Consider the following 21,262-nt stretch of genomic DNA (forward strand, 5'->3'; position numbering starts at 1 on the left):
CCCCAAGCCTGTTGACCGCAAGCCTGTTGAGAATAATCATTTGAGACATGCGGCACGGTCCCATCCCGCGCCTCACGCTTTCAGGATCGAGAAAAATGCCCCGTTCCACCACATCAAGCCCATCCCAGCGCATGTTGCGCGTCGGTGAACAGGTGCGCCATGCGCTCTCGGAAACCCTGCAGCGCGGGGACATCATCGACCCGTTGATTGAAAATACCGTCGTTTCGGTGTCGGAAGTGCGGATGTCGCCGGATCTCAAGATCGCCACAGCCTTCGTTTCTCCGCTCGGCGCAAAGGATACCGACGCGGTGATCGAAGCGCTGAACAAGCATGCCAAGTTCGTGCGCGGCCGCGTCTCCGGCGCGCTCCGGCAGATGAAGTACATGCCGGAGTTCCGTTTCCGGCTGGATACGTCCTTCGACAATTTCGCCAGGATCAACGACCTGCTGAAGTCACCCGAAGTGGCACGCGACCTGGATAGCGACGACAACAAGGAAGAAGAATAATGGGGCGTCGCGGCAAGAAGAAGGGCCGGCCGGTCTCCGGCTGGGTGGTGCTGGACAAGCCGGTCGGTATGGGCTCGACCGAGGCCGTCTCCAAGATCAAATGGCTGTTCCAGGCCGAAAAGGCCGGCCATGCCGGCACGCTCGACCCTCTTGCCTCCGGCATGCTGCCGATCGCGCTCGGCGAGGCCACCAAGACCGTGCCCTACGTGCAGGACGGCGCCAAGATCTATCGTTTCACCGTTGCCTGGGGACAGGAGCGGTCGACCGATGACCTCGAAGGTCCGGTGACGAAAGAGGCCGATCAGCGTCCATCGGAAGCCGATATCCGGGTGTTGCTGCCGAAATACACCGGCGTCATTATGCAGACGCCACCGCAATTTTCCGCGATCAAGATTGCGGGTGAACGCGCCTACGACCTCGCCCGCGAAGGCGAGACGGTCGACATACCGCCGCGCGAGATCGAGATCGGCCGGCTCGACATTGTCGAGCACAAGCCGGACCAGACGATTTTCGAGGTCGAATGCGGCAAGGGCACTTATGTGCGTTCGCTGGCCCGCGACATGGGCCGCGACCTCGGCTGCTTCGGCCATATCAGCGAACTGCGCCGGGTCGAGGTCGAGCCGTTTACGCCAGAGGACTTCGTCACCATCGCCGAACTCGAGGCCGCGCGCTTCGGCGCGCAAGGTGACGATAAACCGGATCCGGAGGCAGATGCCGCGGACGCAGTGGAGATGCCTATCGATTTCGGCGCCATCGACGGGCTTCTCGTCGACACCTCGGCGGCGCTCGACTGCCTGCCGCAGATCGCGATCAGCGACGATGCCGCGACCAAGATCCGCCTCGGCAATCCGGTCATCATTCGTGGCCGTGACGCGCCGGTGGAGGCGGAAGAAGCCTGTGCGACGACGCGCGGCAAGCTCGTCGCCATCGGCGCTATCGAGCAAGGCATGTTCAAGCCCAAGCGGGTCTTTGCCGGGTGATCGGTCTGATCGCCATGGCGGTATAGGACAAGCAGGTTCGACGGGTGGTGGCATGGCAAAGGCCGAGGTGGTGAAAAAACGGGCGCCGGTGAAGACGAGACGGCCTCCGGTTGGCGCCTCGCCCGGCACGCTGATCGCCGATCCGGCGGCGCGGCGCTCCGAACTGCGGCTGACCTTGATCTCGCCGCAGAAGTTCAAGACCATCGAGAACGCCAGCATCGACGATGTCGAGGTCAGTTGCCGGAAATGGTCCGTCATCTGGCTCGACTGCACCGGCCTTGCCAACATCCAATTGATCGAGGAGATCGGCCGCATCTTCAGCCTGCATCCGCTGGCGCTGGAGGACGTCGTCAACACCGGCCAGCGGCCGAAAGTCGACTTCTTCGAGGACCACGCCTTCGTCGTCATGCGCATGATCGACGATGTCACGTCGCATCGCTACGAGCAGATCGCTCTCTTCCTCGGCGAGAACTTCGTCGTCACCTTCCAGGAGCGCGAGGGCGATCCGTTCGATCCGGTGCGCAAGCGCATTGAGAGTTCGGCCCCGAACCGGTTGCGCACGCGCGGCGCCGACTATCTCGCCTATGCGCTGATCGACGCCATCGTCGACAGCTATTTTCCGCCGATCGAGGCTGCCGGCGACCTGGTCGACAGCATTGAGGACCAGATGCTGCATTCGACGCACAAGCACCAGATGCGGCAGCTGCACGAATTGCGGCGCGATGCCAATGTTTTGAAAGGCGTGCTGTGGCCCATGCGCGATGCGCTGGCAACGCTGATCCGCAACGACGTGGCCTATGTCACAGCCGAGACCAAGGTCTTCCTCAACGATACGCTCGACCATTCGCTCAGGCTGATCGAGCTGGTCGAGACCCAGCGCGACATGCTGACCGGCCTGATCGAAATGCATCTGTCGCTGAGCCAGGCCCGCACCAACGACGTCATCTCCTATCTCACCATCGTTTCGGTCATCTTCATGCCGCTCACCTTCCTGGTCGGCATCTGGGGCATGAACTTCGACCCCGCCAGCTCGCCATGGAATATGCCGGAGCTGAAGGCGTACTACGGCTATCCCTTGTCTCTGCTGTTCATGGCTGCCGTCGCTGTCGGGCTGATTGCATTCTTCAAATGGAAGAAATGGCTTTGACCGGGTTTAAACCTGTCATTTGAGCCTCAAAAGCCGGCTTGTGAATTGGGCTGGTGTTTTTCTGGGAATTGCACTATATGCGCCGCAGCATAGCGCCTTGACGCTTTGCATGCACGGCCCCTGCTGGACGACATCCCGGCTGTGGGCGACCCGTTTCCTCAAACAGATAAGGAAAAACACGATGTCGATTACTGCCGAGCGCAAACAGGAATTGATGGGTGAATTCGCAACCGCCAAGGGCGATACCGGGTCTCCGGAAGTCCAGGTGGCCATCCTTTCCGAGCGCATCAAGAACCTGACCGACCATTTCAAGGACCACAAGAAGGATAACCATTCCCGCCGTGGTCTGCTCGCTCTCGTGTCCCAGCGCCGCAGCCTGCTTGATTATCTCAAGCGCAAGGACGACTCGCGCTATCAGACACTGATCGAGAAGCTCGGTCTGCGCCGTTGACGAATTGACCGGCGGGCTTTCTTCGGAGAGCCCGCCGGTCGCGCATTCTGCCAGTCGCACAGGCTGGCCAGACCCGGTTTCGAGCGTGCAAAGGGCCGTTCGAAACCGCCCATGGACGGTCATGGGGCAGGATTGCAGGACGCTCGCGCGCGCTTGTCGCGCCTAAATCACCCGAGCTTCCCGTTGTCTTGCCCGTGGCTGCCCGAGAAAGGAAGCCAGGCAAAGGGCATCCGCGCACCGTGAAACGGCGCGGCCCTTTCCGCTTATTAAGGACAAGACATGTTCAATCACCACAAAGTGGAAATCGAATGGGGCGGTCGTCCGCTCATCCTGGAGACCGGCAAGATCGCGCGCCAGGCCGACGGCGCGGTGCTCGCCACCTACGGCGAGACCAAGGTTCTCGCCACCGTCGTTTCGATGAAGGAGCCCAAGCCCGGTCTCGACTTCTTTCCGCTGACCGTCAATTACCAGGAAAAGACCTATGCCGCCGGCAAGATCCCGGGCGGCTATTTCAAGCGCGAAGGCCGTCCGAGCGAGAAGGAAACGCTGGTTTCCCGTCTCATCGACCGCCCGATCCGCCCGCTCTTCGCCGCCGGCTACAAGAACGACACGCAGATCGTCGTCACCGTCGTCCAGCACGATCTCGAAAATGACCCGGACATCCTGTCGATCGTCGCCACCTCGGCGGCCCTGACCCTGTCGGGCGTTCCCTTCATGGGCCCGATCGGCGGCGCGCGCGTCGGCTACATCAATGGCGAATATGTGCTGAACCCGCATGTCGACGAGATGCAGGAGTCCAAGCTCGACCTCATCGTCGCCGGCACCACCGATGCCGTGCTGATGGTCGAGTCGGAAGCCAAGGAACTCGGCGAAGAGCTGATGCTCGGCGCTGTCATGTTCGGCCACAAGGGTTTCCAGCCGGTCATCGACGCCATCATCAAGCTGGCGGAAGTTGCCGCCAAGGAGCCGCGCGACTTCACCGCGCCGGATTATTCCGCGCTTGAGGCCGAGATGCTGAAGATCGTCGGCGACGAGCTCAGCAATGCCTACAAGAACGTCGACAAGCAGAAGCGCTACGCCGCCGTCGACGCTGTCAAGGCGAAGGTCAAGGCCGCGTTTGCCCCGGCTGAAGGCGAGGACGCAAAGTACACCTCCGAACAGATCGGCTCGGTATTCAAGGAATTGCAGGCGAAGGTCGTTCGCTGGAACATCCTCGACACCGGCGCGCGCATCGATGGCCGCGACTTGAGCACGGTTCGCAAGATCGTCTCCGAAGTCGGCGTCCTGCCGCGCACCCATGGTTCGGCGCTGTTCACCCGCGGCGAGACCCAGGCGCTCGTGGTTGCCACGCTCGGCACCGGCGAGGATGAGCAGTACGTCGATTCCCTGACCGGCATGTACAAGGAGAAATTCCTCCTTCACTACAACTTCCCTCCCTACTCCGTCGGTGAGACCGGCCGCATGGGTTCGCCGGGCCGCCGCGAAATCGGCCATGGCAAGCTCGCCTGGCGCGCCATCCGTCCGATGCTGCCCTCCGCCGATCAGTTCCCCTACACGCTGCGCGTCGTCTCGGAGATCACCGAGTCCAACGGCTCGTCCTCGATGGCTACCGTCTGCGGCACCTCGCTGGCGCTGATGGATGCCGGCGTGCCGCTGGCCAAGCCGGTGGCCGGTATCGCCATGGGCCTGATCAAGGAAGGCGAGCGCTTCGCCGTGCTCTCCGACATCTTGGGCGACGAGGATCACCTCGGTGACATGGACTTCAAGGTTGCCGGCACCGAAGGCGGCATCACCTCGCTGCAGATGGACATCAAGATCGACGGCATCACCGAGGAGATCATGAAGATCGCCCTTGGCCAGGCCAAGGACGGTCGCCTGCATATTCTCGGCGAGATGTCCCATGCCCTGACCGGCGCCCGCCCTGAACTCGGCGAGTTCGCGCCGCGCATCGAGGTCATGCACATCCCGACCGACAAGATCCGCGACGTCATCGGTTCGGGCGGCAAGGTCATCCGCGAGATCGTCGAGAAGACCGGCGCCAAGATCAACATCGAGGACGACGGCACGGTCAAGATCGCTTCGTCGAACGCCAAGGAGATCGAGGCGGCGAAGAAGTGGATCCACACCATCGTCGCCGAGCCGGAAGTCGGCGAGATCTACGAAGGCACGGTCGTCAAGACCGCCGACTTCGGCGCCTTCGTCAACTTCTTCGGTCCGCGTGACGGCCTCGTCCACATCTCGCAGCTTGCCAACGACCGGGTCGCCAAGACCTCGGACGTCGTCAAGGAAGGCGACAAGGTCTGGGTCAAGCTGATGGGCTTCGACGAGCGCGGCAAGGTCCGCCTGTCGATGAAGGTCGTCGACCAGGCCACCGGCAAGGAAATCGCCCGCGACAAGAAGACCGAAGGCGAAGAAAACGCCGCCTGAGGCCTCTGACGGAAAAATCGAAGCGGGCGCGGCTTATGTCGCGCCCGCTTTTGTTTATGGAGCACGGCCATGTCCGCTGAAGCGTTGAAGACGCTTTTTCATCCATTCGAGGCCGAGGCTCTTTCCCCGCCGGGCAGGGACGAGCGCATTCTCTTCCTTGGCGCCGAACCCGGCCTGCGCTTGCCACAAGGCTTCGAGGCTACGCTGCATCTCGTACAGGGCTTTCGCCCGTATTTCCGCGCTTTGCAGGCGGCTGGCTTCACGGTCACGCCGCGATCGGCCGGTGAGGATTTTGATGCCGTGCTTGTGCTCGCCGGCCGCCATCGCGGCGAAAACGAACTGCGCATCGCCGAGGCTCTCGAGCGGGTGGCGGAGGGCGGATTGATCGTCATTGCCGGTGGCAAGGAGGATGGCATCGCAAGCCTGCGTAAGCGCGTCGGCGATCTTGTTCTGCTTGATAGCCACATGCCAAAATATCACGGTATTGCCTTCTGGCTGCGTCGTCCGGTTGATGTGCAAGCCGCCGCCGCGCTTCGCGCCGCCAATCCCGCCTTGCTTGTTGAGGACCGGTTCCGCACCGCACCCGGCATGTTCTCCTTCGACCGCGTCGATGCCGGTTCGAAACTGCTGGTCGACAATCTGCCCGGTGATTTGCGTGGCACCGCGGCCGATTTCTGCGCCGGCTGGGGTTATGTGGCGGCCGAGATGGCTGCCCGCTGTCCGGGCTTGTCGGCCCTCGATCTTTACGAAGCCGATTTCGATGCGCTGGAGGCCGCCAGGGGCAACCTTGCCAACACCGTGGCGCAGGGCTTCTTCTGGACGGATCTGCTGGCCGAGCCTGTCGAGCGCCGCTACGACGTCATCGCAATGAACCCACCCTTCCACCGCAGCCGTGCGGCCGAGCCCGAGATCGGCGTCGGCATGATCCGCGCCGCGGCCAAGGCCTTGAAGCCCGGTGGGCGCCTGTTCATGGTCGCCAACCGCCAGCTTCCCTACGAGCCGGTGCTGTCGGCCGCCTTTGCCAGCCACTCCGAGCTTGCCCGCGACGGCATGTTCAAGGTGTTTGTCGCACGGCGCTGACGCGATGCATTTAATGCGTGTCGCCCGGAAGTGTCATCGGTTCGGGGACAACGCCATCCATAAATCGGAAGCTTACAGCAGGTCGGGCGAATCCTATTGCCGCGACATGTTGTAGGTCAGTGTAGATTGGCGACGCGCCGGACTTCGTCGGTGGCGTGCCTGTCACCAGCGCTGAATTTGAGCGGCGCCGGCCGGCCGAACAGATAGCCCTGCACCACTTCGCAACCAGCTGCCCGCAGCAGTGTCGCCTGGTTCTCGGTCTCGACGCCCTCGGCAATGATGCTGACGCCAAGCGCCCGGGAAAGCCCGACAATGGTCGACACGACCGCGCCGGAGCTCGCATCGGTATCGATGCGGCTGACGAAGGAGCGGTCGATCTTCAGCTTGCCGAACGAGAAGTCGATCAGATAACTGAGGTTGGAATAGCCGGTGCCGAAATCATCGACAGCGACCGAGATCCCCATCTCGGCGAGTTCTTTCAGGATGGCGGCCGCGCGGTCGCGGTCCTGCATCATCGCCGTCTCGGTGACTTCCAGTTCCAGCCGTGACGGCTTGATGCCGGTGCTCCGCATCGTGTCGCGCACAAGCCCGACGAAATCCTTGGTCATGAACTGGACCGGCGAGATGTTGACGGCGACGAAACAGTCGTCCGGCAGATGGCGGGCATCGCTGCAGGCCTTGCGCAGCACCCATTCGCCGATCGGATTGATCATGCCGGTCTCTTCGGCGATCTGGATAAACTCCATCGGAGGGATCATGCCGCGTTCGGGATGCTGCCACCGGATCAACGCCTCGTAGCCGACGATGCGGCCGGTCGGAAGGTCGAGCTGCGGCTGATAATGCAGGTCGAAATCGCCGCGCTCGAACGCATTGTGCAGTTCGGACTCGACCCATTGGCGATGGTCGGCCACCCGCCCCATATCGCTGTTGAAGACCGACCAGTTGCCAACCCCGCTGGCGCGCGCATTCTGCAGCGCCAGGTTGGAACGGCGCAGGATGAGGACCGGATCGATCCCATCCTTGGGCATCGCCACGATGCCCACCGACAGGCTCACCGATTGCTGGTGGGTGCTGAGTTCATACGGCTCCATCATCTCGTCGATGAGCCTCTCGACCATGCTTTCCAGGGTCCCCTGGATCTGGTGATCGGGAAGCAGCACCGCGAACTCGCCGGCCCCGATCCGCCCGATCAGTGCGCGCGCCGGCACGCAGTCGCGCAGCCGCTTGGTGAAGGCGCGGATCAGTTCGTCACCGTGAGTGTAGCCGATTGCATCGTTGATCTGCTTGAACCGGTCGATGTCGATGTCGATCAGGAACATCGGTTCCCCGGTGCGGCTTGTCGCGCATGCCGCCTCGGCGATCTTGCCGACCATCGCCGGGCGGGCCAGCAGTCCGGTCAGCTTGTCGAAATGGGTTTCGTTGAAGACGAAATCCGCCGATTCATCGACACCAGCAAAGAAGGACATTGCCGCCACCGATGCGGCCAGCGCACAAAGCGCGGCCATGATCGACACCATCATATCAGCCGAAATGCCGGCAAATCCGTCGCCGACACCGTGCTTCAGCCCCCAGATTCCGATGACGAAACTGCCAATGCCCGAACTTGCTATCGTGAGCAGTCGGAACACGGGTGTTCGCTTCGGGTTGATGGCGGCAGGCATGAAAAGGTCCCCAGATGGGAAGCTTTATAGCGGAAACCTTCTTAAAATGAGTTTCCGCGAATGAATCCAATTTTACTGGAGAGGATTATTTTCTTTACTGGCAAAAGACCCGCGTGACCGGGGCCGCCGTCAGTCGCGGCCGCCATCCGTCTGCTTCAACTCGTCGAGGGTCGGCATCGACACGATATGGTAGCCGGAATCGACATAGTGGATTTCGCCTGTGACGCCGGAAGCAAGGTCGGACAGGAGATACAGCGCGGAGCCGCCGACCTCGTCGATCGTCACCGTCCGGCGCAGCGGCGAGTTTCGTTGCTGGTAGGAGAACATGTGGCGGGCGTCCGAAATGCCGGCGCCGGCCAGTGTACGCACCGGACCGGCCGAGATGCCGTTGACCCGGATGCCGCGCGGACCGTAGTCGTTGGCGAGGTAGCGCACGCTGGCCTCCAGGCCGGCCTTGGCGACGCCCATGACATTATAGTTCGGCATGACGCGGACCGAGCCGGCATAGGTCAGCGTGATCATCGAGCCGCCGGCGGTCATCAGGGGCGCGGCATTGCGCGCCACCTCGGTGAAGGAATAGCAGGAGATCACCATGGTGCGGACGAAATTGTCCCGGCTGGTATCGGCATAGAGGCCTTTCAACTCGTTCTTGTCGGAAAAGCCGATGGCATGGACGACGAAGTCCAGTCCGCCCCACGCCTTGCCAAGCGTCTCGAACGTGGCGGCGACCGAAGCGCTGTCCTCGACGTCGCAGGGAACGACCAGCGAAGCGCCGAGCTTGTCGGCGAGCGGCTTGACCCGGCGGCCAAAAGCCTCGCCCTGGTAGGTGAAGGCCAGTTCCGCCCCCTGTTCGGACAATTTCCTGGCAATGCCCCAGGCGATCGAATGATCGTTGGCAACACCCATGACAAGCCCGCGCTTGCCCTTCATCAATCCGTCCATGGCCGGCAATCCTTATATGAAAAACTTGGCCTTATGCGGAGTAGCGCTGGAAAACGAGCGTCGCGTTGGTGCCGCCGAAACCGAAGGAGTTCGACAGAACGGTGTCGATCCCTGCGTTGTCGATGCGCTTGCGTACGATCGGCATGCCCTCGAATTCCGGATCGAGCGTCTCGATATGGGCGCTTTCGCCGATGAAGCCGCCTTGCATCATCAGGATCGAATAGATGGATTCCTGCACGCCCGCCGCGCCCAGAGAATGGCCGGTCAGCGACTTCGTCGACGTGATGAACGGCATCTTCTCGCCGAACACTTCACGGATCGCGCCCATTTCCTTGGAATCGCCGACCGGCGTCGAGGTGCCGTGCGTGTTGATGTAGTCGACCGGCGTGGAAACCGTCGCCAGCGCCTGGCGCATGCAGCGGACCGCGCCTTCGCCCGAGGGCGCAACCATGTCGAAACCGTCCGAAGTGGCGCCGTAGCCGACGATCTCCGCGTAGATCTTGGCGCCGCGCGCCTTGGCGTGCTCCAGCTCTTCCAGCACCAGTACGCCGGCGCCGCCGGCTATGACGAAGCCGTCGCGATTGGCGTCGTAGGCGCGCGATGCGGTCGGGGCCCTGTCGTTGAACTTCGACGACATTGCGCCCATGGCGTCGAACAGGTCCGACATCGTCCAGTCGAGATCCTCGTGGCCGCCGGCAAAGACCATGTCCTGCTTGCCCCACTGGATCAGCTCGTAGCCATTGCCGATGCAATGCGCCGAGGTCGAGCAGGCCGAGGAGATCGAATAGTTGACGCCATGGATCTTGAACCATGTTGCCAAGGTTGCCGAGGCCGTCGACGACATCGCCTTCGGCACCGCGAAGGGACCGATGCGCTTGGGGCTGCCGTTCTTGAGCGTGGTTTCGGCCGCCTCGACGATGGTGCGCGTGGAGGGGCCGCCCGAACCCATGACGATGCCGGTGCGCTCGTTGGTGATGTCGCTCTCGTCGAGGCCGGCATCCGCGATCGCCTGGTCCATGGCGACGTGATTCCACGCCGCGCCCTGGCTCAGGAATCGCATCGCGCGGCGGTCGATCATCGCCGAAGGATCGAGCGTCGGCGCGCCCCAGACCTGGCACCGGAAGCCATGTTCGGCAAAGGAATCGGAAAAGCTGATGCCGGATCTGGCGTCATGCAGCGAGGTCTGCACCTCGTTGGCATTGTTGCCGATCGACGACACGATGCCGAGGCCTGTGACTACGACACGTCTCATTCGCAACTCCTTCCAGGGATGCTGGCCAATGCGCGGGCCAGGGGTGCGGTCAAGCGACCGCCGACTGCTTGGACAGACCGACCTTCAGGTCCGTCGCCGCATATATGGGCTCGCCATCCGCCTTCATCCAGCCATCGGCGATGCCGAGCACCAGCCGGCCGCGCATCACACGCTTGAAATCAACGCCGTACTCGACCTTCTTGACCGATGGCGTGACCATGCCCTTGAACTTGACCTCTCCGGTCGACAGCGCCATTCCCTTGCCGGGTTCGCCAAGCCAGCCGAGATAGAAGCCGGTCAATTGCCACAGGGCGTCAAGGCCCAGACAGCCCGGCATGATCGGATTGCCGATGAAATGGCAGGCAAAGAACCACAGGTCGGGATTGATATCGAATTCCGCGCGAATGAAACCCTTGTCGAAGGCGCCGCCGGTCTCGCTGACCTCGGTGATACGGTCGAACATCAGCATCGGCGGGTAGGGCAACTGGGCATTGCCCTCTCCGAACAGCTCGCCACGAGCGCAGGCCAGCAATTCTTCGTAGTCGTAGCTGGATTTCGAACCCGCCATCAATTTCGTCCCCATATCGTCCGGGCGGTAGCGCGCCCTTGTCGCTGGTGTCCTAACACAATCTGTTTCAGGCCGGAAACCGGCGTTTGCGCTTAACCCGCCAGTCTGCCCGGGTCAATGCGCGCTATTGATCGCATTCGGGCGACAGAATATATGTCAACAGGGGTCCGGTTCCGGCAGACATTCATTTTTTTGCCATTCTGGGCGTGTCTTGAAGCGGGACTGCGAGCTTGGAAGACCAGATGGACCGGGGCTGCCGGAAGGAAAATGTCGCTGTGGACAAGCGGGTACGTGAAGCCGGCCTGAGGCCGACCCGTCAGCGCATTGCGCTGGCCGACCTGCTTTTCGCCAAGGGCGACCGCCATTTGTCGGCTGAGGAACTGCATGAGGAGGCGCAGGCCGCCGGCGTGCCGGTATCGCTGGCCACCGTCTACAACGCGCTTCACCAGTTTACCCAGGCGGGGCTGCTGCGCATTCTCGCCGTCGAAGGTTCCAAGACCTACTTCGACACCAACACCTCCGACCACCACCATTTCTACATCGAAGGCGAAAACAGGATTTTCGACATCGCCAATGGCCCGGTAACCGTCACCAATCTGCCGGAGCCGCCCGAAGGCATGGAGATCGCCAATGTCGATATCGTGGTGAGGCTGCGTCCCAAGCGTCCGGAATGATCGGTCTGGCCGGAATAAGCGGTCTGGGATGAAATTCCTCGATTGGATAGTCCGGCTCGAATGGGCCGTCGCGGCGGCTGCCGCGATCGTCTTCTATGGCGCGACAGGCGTTTCCTGGTGGCTCTTCGCGTTGCTCATCCTGGCGCCGGACCTGTCGATGCTGGGTTATCTCGGCGGCCCACGCGTCGGCGCCATTGCCTACAACGCCTTGCACATTCTGATCGTACCGGTGCTTGTGTTGCTTGCCGGGCACCTCGCCGGCAGTGCGGTCGGCAACGCCGTCGCACTGATCTGGATCGCGCATATCGCGATCGACCGCGCGCTGGGCTACGGCTTGAAGCTGTCAACAGGATTTCAGGATACCCATCTCGGCCGTATCGGGCGCAAAAGCGAAACGTTCAGTCCTTGACCCGCTCGCCCGGATAAGCGCCCCAGACGACCGACTGGGCAAGCCAGCCGGTGTGGCCGTCGAACGTCATCTCGCACCACTGGCCGTCGCAGGCTTTGATCGTGCCCATGACGCCGGGTTCTACGATCGCCACCACTCTGGCATCCTTTTCGGGGCTCTTGAGAAGGTTGATCTGGCCGCCCTTGCCGCGCTGCCAGGGAGCGACGATTGCGGTACGTCGGCCCGAAAGCAGCGACTGGTTGATCCATCCTTCCGAGCCGTCGGCGTCGCGCACGCGCCGCCACGTATCGAATTCCTGGATGATTTCCATGGGCAGGCCAGCCTTCATATACATCCAGTCGACCGAATAGTTGGCGCCGGGGCCGACACGCGAGTTGACGCGGCCGGATTTCAGGCTGACGAATCGCGGCAGCGGCAGGCCGCTCGGTCCGAGCGTGATGGCGCTCTGGGCGGGAGCGGCCGCGCTTTGCGCGCCGGCAAGCGGAGAATAGAGAAGAGCGCCGAGAAATGCTGCGCTGAGGGCCAGGCGAAGCGACGCGAAACCAGACACTTTCGTTCCTTTCGGCACCGGCCCGATGGCTGCGGCACCCCTTTTTCTTTGTCTTCGGCGGCACCGCTTGTTACATGGGTAAATCGGCTACCGCGACCGGCTTTCAGTTTCGCCTGTCTTGGTTAAAGAGGTCTCAACGAGGGAAACAATGGTAGGCAAAAAGAAGCCTCTCGTGGTCATCACGCGAAAGCTGCCCGACCCGGTCGAGACCCGCATGCGCGAGCTGTTCGACGCAAGGCTGAACGTCGAGGACAGGCCGATGACGCAGCCGGAACTGGTCGCCGCGGTCAAGGAAGCCGACGTGCTGGTGCCGACCGTGACCGACCAGATCGACGCCGCACTGATTGCCCAGGCCGGCGACAATCTCAAGCTGATCGCCAATTTCGGCAACGGCGTCGACAAGATCGACGTGGCGGCGGCGGCCAAGAGGGGCATCACCGTCACCAACACGCCCAACGTGCTCACCGAAGATACCGCCGACATGACCATGGCGTTAATGCTGGCGGTGCCGCGCCGGCTGGCGGAAGGCGCCAGTGTGCTCACGGGCGACAAGAAATGGGCCGGCTGGTCGCCGACCTGGATGCTTGGCCGGCGCATCTGGGGTAAGCGGCTCGGCATTGTCGGCATGGGCCGCATCGGCACCGCCGTTGCCAGGCGAGCCAAGGCTTTCGGCCTGTCCATTCACTATCACAACCGGCATCGTGTGCTGCCGGCGGTCGAGGATGGGCTGGAGGCGACCTATTGGGAAAGCCTCGACCAGATGCTGGCCCGCATGGACATCATCTCGGTGAATTGTCCCTCGACACCCGCTACCTTTCATCTTCTGTCGGCGCGGCGGCTCGCGTTGCTGCAGCCCACCGCCTATATCGTCAACACTGCCCGCGGCGACATCATCGACGAAGAAGCGCTGGTCAAGCTGATCCAGGACGGCAAGATCGCCGGCGCCGGCCTGGACGTTTACGAGCACGAACCGGCCCTGAACGGCAAGCTCTTGAAGCTGGCCGCCAGGAACAAGGTCGTGCTTCTGCCGCATATGGGCTCGGCCACGCTCGAGGGCCGCATCGACATGGGCGAGAAGGTCATCATCAATATCCGCGCCTTCGTCGATGGCCATCGCCCGCCGGACCGCGTGCTGCCGCTCAGGACCTGAAAACCTTCCAGGCGCCGGCTCTCATAAACCGAAGCTTACGAAATGGTCTTGCGCATGGTGATGGACGTCGGCCTGTCATAGCCCTCATGCGCCGTCCGTTCGGTTTCGCGAAAGCCGAGCCGGGCAAAGGCGGCATGATTTGCGGCCAGTTCGATCCTCGTCTCCAGTTCGATGTCGGCCTTGCCGCGGCTGCGGGCCAGATCTTCGGCCGCTTGCATCAGCCGCCGGCCAATGCCTTGCCCCTGCCGGTCCGGGGCGACGGCGAGCTTGCCGACATAAAGACCCTCGGCCTTTTCGAGAGCAAAAACGCAGCCCACGATCCTGTCGCCGTCGAGCGCCAGAAAGCCTGTCTCCCGCAAGGCTTTGGCGCGCAGTGCTTCGACCGTGAGCAGGTGAGCCGACGACGGCGGGTCGATGATGCCGTCCATGAAGGCGAAGGCATGCATGATCAGGGCAAGCACATCACCCCAGCGGCCGAAATCGGCGGGGATTTGCGTGATCGAAACAGGGGGTTGTTCCAAGATCAGCGTCTTTTGTAGCGGATGGTCTCGAAGCGGGCGGCGAGCGCATCGTAAAGCAGCAGCCGGCCGATCAGCGGCTCGCCTATGCCGGTGACCAGTTTGATCGCCTCCATTGCCTGCAGGGTGCCGACGACGCCGGTCAGCGCGCCGAGCACTCCGGCCTCCGCACAGGACGGCACCAGGCCCGGCGGCGGGGCTTCGGGAAACAGATCCCGATAGCTCGGGTTCGGCTTGCCGTCCCTGCCGTCCTCGAAAGGCTTCAACACGGTGACCGAGCCATCGAAACGTCCGACGGCCGCATGCACCAGCGGCTTCCCTTCGCTGGCGCATGCATCGGCAACCACATAACGCGTCTCGAAATTGTCGGACCCGTCGACGACGATATCGTACTTGGCGACGAGGGCAGGGGCGTTTTCCGCGGTGAGCCGGAATGTGTGCGTTTCGACCGATATGTTGGGATTGATGCGGGCGATCGCAGCGCCGGCGCTCTGGGTTTTCAGCATGCCGACCGTATCGGTGCCGTGAATGACCTGCCGTTGTAGGTTGGAGAGCGAAACAGTGTCGTCGTCGACAATGCCGAGCGTGCCGACACCGGCCGCGGCGAGATATTCAAGCACCGGCGCCCCGAGCCCGCCAGCGCCGATCACCAGCACCCGCGCCTGCTTGAGCTTCTGCTGGCCAGCGCCGCCGACCTCGGGCAGCACGATGTGGCGGGCATAGCGTTCGATCTCGTCGGCGGTGAGGGCGGTAGTCATGTCAGGACCATATAGCGGCCGAAAAATATTGTCAGGGGTCTTCGGTTGGCCCAACCGTGCCATGGTCGACCGTCAGGAACTGAGCGCGGCCATGCAGGCTGGAAAACAGCGCCGCATCGGTACCCGTCATGAAAGCCTGGCAGTTCAGGTCTTCCAGGATCGAGAACAGTGCCGCGCGCCGGCCGCCATCGAGGTGCGCCGCGATCTCGTCGAGCAGCAGGATCGGCGTCAGGCCGGACATTTCGCCGGTCAGCCGGGCATGCGACAGCACGATGCCGACCAGCAACGCCTTCTGTTCGCCGGTCGAGCAGAGTTCGGCCGGCATTGCCTTGGGCCGGTGCCGGACCATGAGGTCCGAGCGGTGCGGGCCCTCGAGGGTACGTCCGGCGGCGCGGTCGCGGTCGCGGCCATCGGCAAGCGCCCGTCGGAACCGCTCCTCGACATCGACCGCCGGCGCACCGGCAATCTCGGCCTCCAATTCACCCGAAAGGCCGATATCGGCCCGCGGAAACGGTCCGGTGTCGGGCAGCCTGTCGATCATGGCCACCAGCAGGCGCACCAACTCGGCGCGCGCGGCCGCTATCGCCACGCCGGTCTCGGCCATCTGCGTCTCTATCGCCTCGAACCAGCTGGCATCCCGCGAGCCTTCCGTCAGCAAGCGGTTACGGCCTCGCATCGCCTTCTCGTAATCGAGTGCGCGCTGGCCATGGCCGGGATCGATCGCTAGCACCAGCCGGTCGAGAAAGCGCCGGCGATCCGCGGCCGGCCCGGTGAACAGCGAATCCATCGCCGGCGTCAGCCACACGACCCGCAGCCATTCCAGCATGTCCTCGGCCCGCGCCGCGGCTCCATTTATACGCACCCGCCTGCCGCTTTCCGCGGTGTCGCCCCCGGAAATGCCTGTACCGATCTCGACCTCGCCTTCAGGTCCGTCGAGCCGTGCATGCAGGGCAAAACCGCCATCGCCACCCTCACGGGCCACATCCCCGTAGGCTGCGCGGCGCAAGCCGCGTCCCGGTGTCAAAAAGGAGATCGCTTCGAGGAGATTGGTCTTACCGGCACCATTGTCGCCGGAAAAGACCACGGCGCCCGGCGCGACATCTATCGCAAGGGTCGCATAGTTGCGAAAATTGGTAAGCGTGAGCTTACTTATGTGGGTTTGTGCCGGCAACCGCTATCCGCCTGTAGAAGTCGCCGCAACCAAGGCCTAGTCGTATCGCCAGCGACGCCGCGCCGGCTATACCCGCATCGGCATCAGCACGTAAAGCGCGGTCTCATCGGCCATGTCGTGGATCAGCGTCGGCGAACCGGCATCGGCCAACATGAATTTGGCCTCCGTGCCGGTCAATTGCGCGGCGACATCGAGCAGGTATTTGGCGTTGAAGCCGATCTCGATCGGGTCGGCCGAATAGTCGGCCGCCAGTTCTTCCGTGGCGCTGCCTGAATCCGGATTGTTGACCGCAAGCGTCACCTGGCCTTCGCTGATCGAGAGCTTCACCGCGCGGCCGCGTTCGGAAGAGATGGTCGAGACCCGGTCGACCGCTGCGGCGAAGCTTTGGCGGTCGAGGATCAGCTTCTTGTCGTTGCCGGTCGGAATGACTCGCTGATAGTCCGGGAAGGTGCCGTCGATCAGCTTCGAGGTGAGGACGACGCTGCCGATGGTGAAGCGGATTTTGGTGTCGGACAGTTCGGTGGTCACGGCGACATCCGGATCGTCGACCAGTTTCTGCAACTCGCTCACTGTTTTGCGCGGAATGATGATGCCCGGCATGCCCTCGGAGCCGGCCGGCGCGTCAATCTCGGCGCGCGCCAGCCGATGGCCGTCGGTTGCCACCGAGCGCAGCTTCAGCTTGCCGCCGACTTCATGCGTGTGCAGGTAGATGCCGTTGAGATAGTAGCGTGTCTCCTCGGTGGAGATGGCGAACTGCGTCTTCTCGATCAGGCCCTTCAGCGCCACCGCATCGAGGCGGAAGATGTGCGAGAAGGATCCGGCCGAAAGCTCGGGAAAATCGGATTGCGGCAGGCACTGCAGGCGGAAGCTCGAGCGGCCCGACGTCACCGTCATGGCGTTGCCGTCCTCATCCGTCTTCAGCATTACCTCGGCGCCGTCGGAGAGCTTGCGCACGATGTCATAGAGCAGGTGCGCGGGGACCGTCGTCGCGCCGCCGCGCTCGACCTTGGCGGGCGTCGCTTCCGTCACCTCTAGGTCGAGGTCGGTGGCCTTCATTTCGAGGCTGGCGCCGTCCGCGCTGAGAAGCACGTTCGACAGGATCGGTATGGTGTTGCGCCGTTCGACCACGCGGTGCACGTGGTTGAGCGACTTCAGGAGATTTGACCGTTCCAGGATAACACGCATGACGAAACAGGCTCGCTTGAATGAATGAACGGGTCTCCGGCTGCCGGCGCCCCGCGAAAGCTCTGAACAGGCTTCAGAATCTACGCAAACTGACAGGAAAAAACCAGTGAACGCAAGCCCGCGCCACCGGTTCGGGCCGGTTGCGCGGGCTTTCTGGGGATAAAGCTGGCCAACCCCGCAAGCGGGCGCTTCTGGCCGGTCAGGCCTGGTCGTTGATCAGCCTTCTCAGCAATTCCAGTTCCTGCGCCAGCGTGTTGTCATTGCCGGAAAGGTCCTCGATCTTGCGCACGGCGTGCAGCACCGTCGTGTGATCGCGACCACCGAAGCGCCGTCCGATTTCCGGCAGCGAGCGCGGCGTCATCACCTTCGACAGATACATGGCGACCTGTCGCGGCTTGACGATGGTGCGCGTGCGCCGATTGGACAGCAATTCCGTCTTCGAGACGTTGTAGTGACGCGCCACGATGCGCTGAATGTCCTCGATGCGGACCCGCTTCGGCTCGCCCGTGCGATAGATGTGGCCGAGGATCTCGTCGATGCGGTCGATGGTGATCTGCGGCTCGAACGACTGGCGAAACAGGAGCTGGTTGAAGGCGCCCTCCAGTTCACGTCCGCTGCCGGTCACGGTGCGGGCAACGTGGTTGAGGATCTCTTCGGAAATGCCCAGCGATGCATCGTCGATCCTGGCCGTGGCCAGACGCAGTTTGAGCATGCCGAGCCGCATGGCGAAATCGGGCGCCGACATTTCGAGCGCGACGCCGCCATTGAGACGCGAACGGACCCGCGGTTCGAGCGATTCCAGCTCCGACGGTGGCCGGTCGGCGGCAACGACGACCTGCTTGGCGCTGTCGAGCAGCATGTTGATCAGATGACAGAATTCATGCTGGATCGATTTGCCCTGCAGGAATTGCATGTCATCGATGATTAAGAGATCGATGTCGCGCAACTGCTCCTTGAGCGTCAGTGCGTTGTTGTCGCGGATCGCCGTGGCGAAGCGCCACATGAAATACTCCGCGGTGAGGTAGACGACGCGTGACTTCGGGTTCTGCTTCAGCGATTCCGCCGCGATGGCCTGCAGCAGGTGCGTCTTGCCGAGCCCGACGGTGGCATGCAGGAAAAGCGGGTTGAAGCGTACCGCGCTCGACTGCGATTCCGCCACGGCCTTGGCGGCGGCGAAGGCAACGCGGTTCGACGGTCCCTCGATGAAGGAGCCGAACGTGTAACGCGGATCAAGCGGTGATCCCAGGACATTGTGGCGGAACTCGCTCTCGACCGGCACGCCCGGACGCGGCATCGGAGACCGCTCCACCCTACTTGGACTGACGGTGCCGGCGGCCAGCGCCGTCTGCGTCTGCCGCGTCATCTTGCGGGCCGGCGCCAATTCCGGTTCGGGCTGGCCGCGCCCCTGACGGGTTGCGGTGCGCACGACGATTTCGATCTTGAGAAGCTCGGGATCCTCGTGCTTCCACAGCTCTGAAATGAGATCATGATAGTGGCCGTTGATCCACGAGCGCAGGAATGCGGTGGGCACGGAGATGCGGACAATGCCCTTGGACGCTTCCGCGACCTTCATGCGCCCAAACCAGCTGGAATAGACTTCGGTTCCCAGGCGCGCCTTCAACTGGGCCTTGACCCGGTCGAACTTCTGTTCCGCGTCGCTGGAGACCGCCATCTCGTTTGCTCCGATCAAAGTTCCAGGAAATGGGAGGTCGCCCGTAAGCTCCCTTTCGATGCCGCTCTGCATGATCGAGTTCCTTGCCTTTCTGTACCTGTTTTTCGCTGGGGATGCGCCTCCTGCATCCTTTTCCGGCGACCGTGTCTTCGCTACGATGCCCATTGCCGCCGCCGGCAATGAACGTCGCCCACTATCCGACGGGAACCGGTGCCGGCCCATGGAAGCCAGTCCGCGTTGGGTATGTCAGGGCAATACAACACCGTCCGGCGAAAGAGCGCCGGCGCGCCGTCCTACCTGCCATGTCTAGTTACGCCAGTCCCCTACCGTATCGAAAAAGAGCAAACCATACCCGTTCGCGGACTTGATCCACGTCGCAAATCCCGCCAATTTAAGCTGGCCGCGTAAGGCTGGGTTAGGGCCAGAGGCCCGTCCCGTTCGATAGATCGACATTACCGAAATCGCTGTGGATAGGGCAAGGCCACGTCTAACGGATTTTTAAGGAATCTGGTTACCTCGGGCAGGTTGGAGCGCCATGCCGCAGCGGCATATTTTGACAAAGCCATTGGGATTCAAACCCTTTTCCGACGAATATGAAAAAGCCGGGCCGGCGCGAAATTTTCTGAAATAATTCACTTGACAGCCAGTTGTCCTCCCGTCTCTTCGGCGCGTTGTGGACAAGCTGTGGATGACTGTCGCTAACCGCTTGAAAAAAAATAGCTATTTGTGCGGAGCGTAGTCTTTTCAGTCGGCGCTTTTCAAGCGTGCCGGTCATCAGCGGGCATGTATGTGCCGGCAAATCATTTCGCACTCGGGAATCTGCACTTGGGGCTGTCTGCGGCTATTCTTTTTAAGTACTTGCCGGCAAACGAAAAAACCCGGCGCGATCGGCCGGGTTCGAAGAAGATCGTCCTGAAAAGGCGATGTCAGGCCGACAGCACCTTGAGGCGCTGGGCGAGGCGCGACACCTTGCGGGACGCTGTGTTCTTGTGCATCACGCCCTTGGTTGCGGCGCGCATCAATTCCGGCTCGGCTGCCTTGAAGGCGGCCTGTGCGGCGGCCTTGTCGCCGGAGGCGAGTGCCTCTTCGACCTGGCGCACGTAGGTGCGGACGCGCGAGCGGCGGTTCTTGTTGATCGCTGCGCGGCGGGCGATCTTGCGCGTTGCCTTTTTGGCCGAGGATGTGTTGGCCATGATGCCTCTCTTCTGATCTGGTCGGCGCACGCGGCGTGCCGCAGGGCGCAAAAAACAAACGGGCAGCCACGGGGCCGCCTCGGTTGGTGCGGCTTATAGTTCAGCTTTTCCGGCGCGTCAACGCCGACGGGCGTTCTTTTTGCCGATGCCACGGGTTTCGGACGCTGGCCCGCCACGCCCTACCGGTTGGTGAAATTCGGCTTCCGCTTTTCGGCGAACGCCGCCATCCCTTCCTTCTGGTCTTCGAGCGCGAAAAGCGAGTGGAACAGGCGGCGTTCGAAGCGCAATCCCTCGGCAAGCGTCGTCTCATAGGCCCGGTTCACCGCTTCCTTGGCCATCATCACCGATGGCAGCGAGAAATCCGCGATTTTGGCCGCCGCCTTGACGGCCTCTTCGACCAGCTCGGCGGCCGGAACGACCCGCGACACCAGGCCCGAACGTTCGGCCTCGGCGGCATCCATCATTCGTCCCGTCAGGCACATGTCCATTGCTTTCGATTTGCCGACGAACCGGGTCAGGCGTTGCGACCCGCCCATGCCGGGAATGACACCGAGCGTGATCTCGGGCTGGCCGAATTTGGCCGTATCGGCGGCAATGATGAAGTCGCACATCATGGCGAGTTCGCAGCCGCCTCCCAGGGCATAGCCGGCCACCGCCGCGATGATCGGCTTTCGTGCCCGCGTGAACTCTTCCCAGCCAACGAAGAAGTCCTGGCTGTAGGCATCCGCGTAGGAGATCGCCTGCATTTCCTTGATGTCGGCACCGGCGGCAAAGGCCTTGTCGGAACCGGTAACAACCACGGCGCCGATGCCAGGATCGGCGCAGAAACCGTTCACGGCCGAGACGAGTTCAGCAAGGATCCGGGAATTCAACGCATTGAGCGCTTTTGGCCGGTTCAGCGTGATCAGCCCGACCTTGCCACGCGTCTCGGTGATGATCGTCTCATAGTCCATGGGCTGCTTCTCCTT

The 21,262-nt window shown here is 62.5% G+C and carries 21 protein-coding genes; 9 read left to right on the forward strand and 12 right to left on the reverse strand.

Annotated elements, in window-relative coordinates:
* The first annotated feature begins 95 nt into the window (after positions 1-95).
* The 6 genes from rbfA to LB571_RS08085 all read left to right on the forward strand — a co-directional run bounded on the left by rbfA (position 96) and on the right by LB571_RS08085 (position 6,591).
* Positions 96-506: a 30S ribosome-binding factor RbfA gene (rbfA, locus tag LB571_RS08060; RefSeq protein ID WP_015314005.1), complete on the forward strand. Its 411-nt coding sequence runs from the start codon at positions 96-98 to the stop codon at positions 504-506.
* The gene (gene truB, locus LB571_RS08065; protein ID WP_224593572.1) at positions 506-1,486 is read left to right on the forward strand and encodes a tRNA pseudouridine(55) synthase TruB; all 981 of its coding nucleotides are present in this window, start codon (positions 506-508) and stop codon (positions 1,484-1,486) included. The genes rbfA and truB overlap by 1 nt, the downstream gene beginning before the upstream one ends.
* A 52-nt stretch (positions 1,487-1,538) precedes the next feature.
* Positions 1,539-2,633: a magnesium/cobalt transporter CorA gene (gene corA / locus LB571_RS08070; RefSeq protein WP_224593575.1), complete on the forward strand. Its 1,095-nt coding sequence runs from the start codon at positions 1,539-1,541 to the stop codon at positions 2,631-2,633.
* Between the two features lie 181 nt (positions 2,634-2,814).
* Positions 2,815-3,084: a 30S ribosomal protein S15 gene (gene rpsO, locus LB571_RS08075; protein ID WP_015314002.1), complete on the forward strand. Its 270-nt coding sequence runs from the start codon at positions 2,815-2,817 to the stop codon at positions 3,082-3,084.
* 279 nt (positions 3,085-3,363) lie between these two features.
* Complete coding sequence (gene pnp, locus LB571_RS08080; RefSeq protein WP_015314001.1) at positions 3,364-5,511, forward strand: polyribonucleotide nucleotidyltransferase; 2,148 nt, start codon at positions 3,364-3,366, stop codon at positions 5,509-5,511.
* Between the two features lie 69 nt (positions 5,512-5,580).
* Positions 5,581-6,591: a class I SAM-dependent methyltransferase gene (locus tag LB571_RS08085; protein ID WP_224593578.1), complete on the forward strand. Its 1,011-nt coding sequence runs from the start codon at positions 5,581-5,583 to the stop codon at positions 6,589-6,591.
* Between the two features lie 116 nt (positions 6,592-6,707).
* On the opposite strand, the gene LB571_RS08090 is transcribed toward LB571_RS08085, so the two are convergent.
* From LB571_RS08090 to fabA, 4 genes are all read right to left on the reverse strand, one after another.
* Positions 6,708-8,252 carry a putative bifunctional diguanylate cyclase/phosphodiesterase gene (locus LB571_RS08090; protein WP_224593579.1) on the reverse strand — a complete coding sequence of 515 codons (1,545 nt, stop codon included), beginning with the start codon at positions 8,250-8,252 and terminating at the stop codon, positions 6,708-6,710.
* Between the two features lie 129 nt (positions 8,253-8,381).
* The gene (gene fabI, locus LB571_RS08095; RefSeq protein WP_140660650.1) at positions 8,382-9,194 is read right to left on the reverse strand and encodes an enoyl-ACP reductase FabI; all 813 of its coding nucleotides are present in this window, start codon (positions 9,192-9,194) and stop codon (positions 8,382-8,384) included.
* Between the two features lie 31 nt (positions 9,195-9,225).
* The gene (gene fabB, locus LB571_RS08100) at positions 9,226-10,446 is read right to left on the reverse strand and encodes a beta-ketoacyl-ACP synthase I (protein ID WP_023773045.1); all 1,221 of its coding nucleotides are present in this window, start codon (positions 10,444-10,446) and stop codon (positions 9,226-9,228) included.
* 49 nt (positions 10,447-10,495) lie between these two features.
* Entirely contained in the window at positions 10,496-11,014 is a 519-nt protein-coding gene (fabA, locus tag LB571_RS08105; protein ID WP_015313996.1) for a 3-hydroxyacyl-[acyl-carrier-protein] dehydratase FabA, read from the reverse strand.
* A gap of 242 nt (positions 11,015-11,256) precedes the next feature.
* On the opposite strand from fabA, the gene irrA reads away from it, so the two are divergent.
* Entirely contained in the window at positions 11,257-11,688 is a 432-nt protein-coding gene (irrA, locus tag LB571_RS08110; protein ID WP_015313995.1) for an iron response transcriptional regulator IrrA, read from the forward strand.
* Positions 11,689-11,716: 28 nt separating this feature from the next.
* Entirely contained in the window at positions 11,717-12,097 is a 381-nt protein-coding gene (locus LB571_RS08115; protein WP_140660651.1) for a DUF4260 domain-containing protein, read from the forward strand.
* Here LB571_RS08115 and LB571_RS08120 read toward each other — a convergent pair.
* Positions 12,087-12,647, reverse strand: a complete 561-nt coding sequence (locus LB571_RS08120) for an SH3 domain-containing protein (protein ID WP_015313993.1) — start codon at positions 12,645-12,647, stop codon at positions 12,087-12,089. The two genes, LB571_RS08115 and LB571_RS08120, sit on opposite strands and share 11 nt — an antisense overlap.
* Positions 12,648-12,795: 148 nt before the next feature.
* Between LB571_RS08120 and LB571_RS08125 the strand changes: the two genes are divergently transcribed.
* Entirely contained in the window at positions 12,796-13,797 is a 1,002-nt protein-coding gene (locus LB571_RS08125) for a 2-hydroxyacid dehydrogenase (RefSeq protein WP_140660652.1), read from the forward strand.
* A 35-nt stretch (positions 13,798-13,832) separates the two neighbouring features.
* On the opposite strand, the gene LB571_RS08130 is transcribed toward LB571_RS08125, so the two are convergent.
* The 7 genes from LB571_RS08130 to LB571_RS08160 form a co-directional block, all read right to left on the reverse strand.
* Positions 13,833-14,318, reverse strand: coding sequence for a GNAT family N-acetyltransferase (locus tag LB571_RS08130; protein ID WP_181174098.1), 486 nt, complete (start codon positions 14,316-14,318; stop codon positions 13,833-13,835).
* 2 nt (positions 14,319-14,320) lie between these two features.
* The gene (locus LB571_RS08135; protein WP_015313990.1) at positions 14,321-15,073 is read right to left on the reverse strand and encodes a molybdopterin-synthase adenylyltransferase MoeB; all 753 of its coding nucleotides are present in this window, start codon (positions 15,071-15,073) and stop codon (positions 14,321-14,323) included.
* A 31-nt stretch (positions 15,074-15,104) separates the two neighbouring features.
* Positions 15,105-16,244: a DNA replication/repair protein RecF gene (gene recF / locus LB571_RS08140; RefSeq protein WP_015313989.1), complete on the reverse strand. Its 1,140-nt coding sequence runs from the start codon at positions 16,242-16,244 to the stop codon at positions 15,105-15,107.
* Positions 16,245-16,310: 66 nt separating this feature from the next.
* Positions 16,311-17,429, reverse strand: a complete 1,119-nt coding sequence (dnaN, locus tag LB571_RS08145) for a DNA polymerase III subunit beta (RefSeq protein WP_015313988.1) — start codon at positions 17,427-17,429, stop codon at positions 16,311-16,313.
* 199 nt (positions 17,430-17,628) lie between these two features.
* Complete coding sequence (gene dnaA, locus LB571_RS08150) at positions 17,629-19,173, reverse strand: chromosomal replication initiator protein DnaA (protein WP_015313987.1); 1,545 nt, start codon at positions 19,171-19,173, stop codon at positions 17,629-17,631.
* 854 nt (positions 19,174-20,027) lie between these two features.
* The gene (gene rpsT, locus LB571_RS08155) at positions 20,028-20,294 is read right to left on the reverse strand and encodes a 30S ribosomal protein S20 (RefSeq protein WP_015319343.1); all 267 of its coding nucleotides are present in this window, start codon (positions 20,292-20,294) and stop codon (positions 20,028-20,030) included.
* A gap of 179 nt (positions 20,295-20,473) precedes the next feature.
* A complete protein-coding gene (locus LB571_RS08160; RefSeq protein WP_015319342.1) occupies positions 20,474-21,247 on the reverse strand; it encodes an enoyl-CoA hydratase in 774 nt (257 codons plus the stop codon).
* Positions 21,248-21,262 lie beyond the last annotated feature (15 nt).

The organism is Mesorhizobium sp. BR1-1-4, assembly GCF_020165375.1.
GTDB classification, from domain to species: domain Bacteria; phylum Pseudomonadota; class Alphaproteobacteria; order Rhizobiales; family Rhizobiaceae; genus Mesorhizobium; species Mesorhizobium australicum.

What these genes read in the sequence shown, in the direction of transcription:
- LB571_RS08115 (WP_140660651.1), top strand. Translation starts at nt 11,717, where the DNA reads ATGAAATTCCTCGATTGGATAGTCCGGCTCGAATGGGCCGTCGCGGCG.
- fabB (WP_023773045.1), bottom strand. Translation starts at nt 10,446, where the DNA reads ATGAGACGTGTCGTAGTCACAGGCCTCGGCATCGTGTCGTCGATCGGC.
- rpsO (WP_015314002.1), top strand. Translation starts at nt 2,815, where the DNA reads ATGTCGATTACTGCCGAGCGCAAACAGGAATTGATGGGTGAATTCGCA.
- LB571_RS08090 (WP_224593579.1), bottom strand. Translation starts at nt 8,252, where the DNA reads ATGCCTGCCGCCATCAACCCGAAGCGAACACCCGTGTTCCGACTGCTC.
- LB571_RS08085 (WP_224593578.1), top strand. Translation starts at nt 5,581, where the DNA reads ATGTCCGCTGAAGCGTTGAAGACGCTTTTTCATCCATTCGAGGCCGAG.
- dnaN (WP_015313988.1), bottom strand. Translation starts at nt 17,429, where the DNA reads ATGCGTGTTATCCTGGAACGGTCAAATCTCCTGAAGTCGCTCAACCAC.
- LB571_RS08135 (WP_015313990.1), bottom strand. Translation starts at nt 15,073, where the DNA reads ATGACTACCGCCCTCACCGCCGACGAGATCGAACGCTATGCCCGCCAC.
- fabI (WP_140660650.1), bottom strand. Translation starts at nt 9,194, where the DNA reads ATGGACGGATTGATGAAGGGCAAGCGCGGGCTTGTCATGGGTGTTGCC.
- fabA (WP_015313996.1), bottom strand. Translation starts at nt 11,014, where the DNA reads ATGGCGGGTTCGAAATCCAGCTACGACTACGAAGAATTGCTGGCCTGC.
- rbfA (WP_015314005.1), top strand. Translation starts at nt 96, where the DNA reads ATGCCCCGTTCCACCACATCAAGCCCATCCCAGCGCATGTTGCGCGTC.
- rpsT (WP_015319343.1), bottom strand. Translation starts at nt 20,294, where the DNA reads ATGGCCAACACATCCTCGGCCAAAAAGGCAACGCGCAAGATCGCCCGC.
- dnaA (WP_015313987.1), bottom strand. Translation starts at nt 19,173, where the DNA reads ATGCAGAGCGGCATCGAAAGGGAGCTTACGGGCGACCTCCCATTTCCT.
- LB571_RS08160 (WP_015319342.1), bottom strand. Translation starts at nt 21,247, where the DNA reads ATGGACTATGAGACGATCATCACCGAGACGCGTGGCAAGGTCGGGCTG.
- corA (WP_224593575.1), top strand. Translation starts at nt 1,539, where the DNA reads ATGGCAAAGGCCGAGGTGGTGAAAAAACGGGCGCCGGTGAAGACGAGA.
- pnp (WP_015314001.1), top strand. Translation starts at nt 3,364, where the DNA reads ATGTTCAATCACCACAAAGTGGAAATCGAATGGGGCGGTCGTCCGCTC.
- irrA (WP_015313995.1), top strand. Translation starts at nt 11,257, where the DNA reads ATGGACCGGGGCTGCCGGAAGGAAAATGTCGCTGTGGACAAGCGGGTA.
- truB (WP_224593572.1), top strand. Translation starts at nt 506, where the DNA reads ATGGGGCGTCGCGGCAAGAAGAAGGGCCGGCCGGTCTCCGGCTGGGTG.
- LB571_RS08125 (WP_140660652.1), top strand. Translation starts at nt 12,796, where the DNA reads ATGGTAGGCAAAAAGAAGCCTCTCGTGGTCATCACGCGAAAGCTGCCC.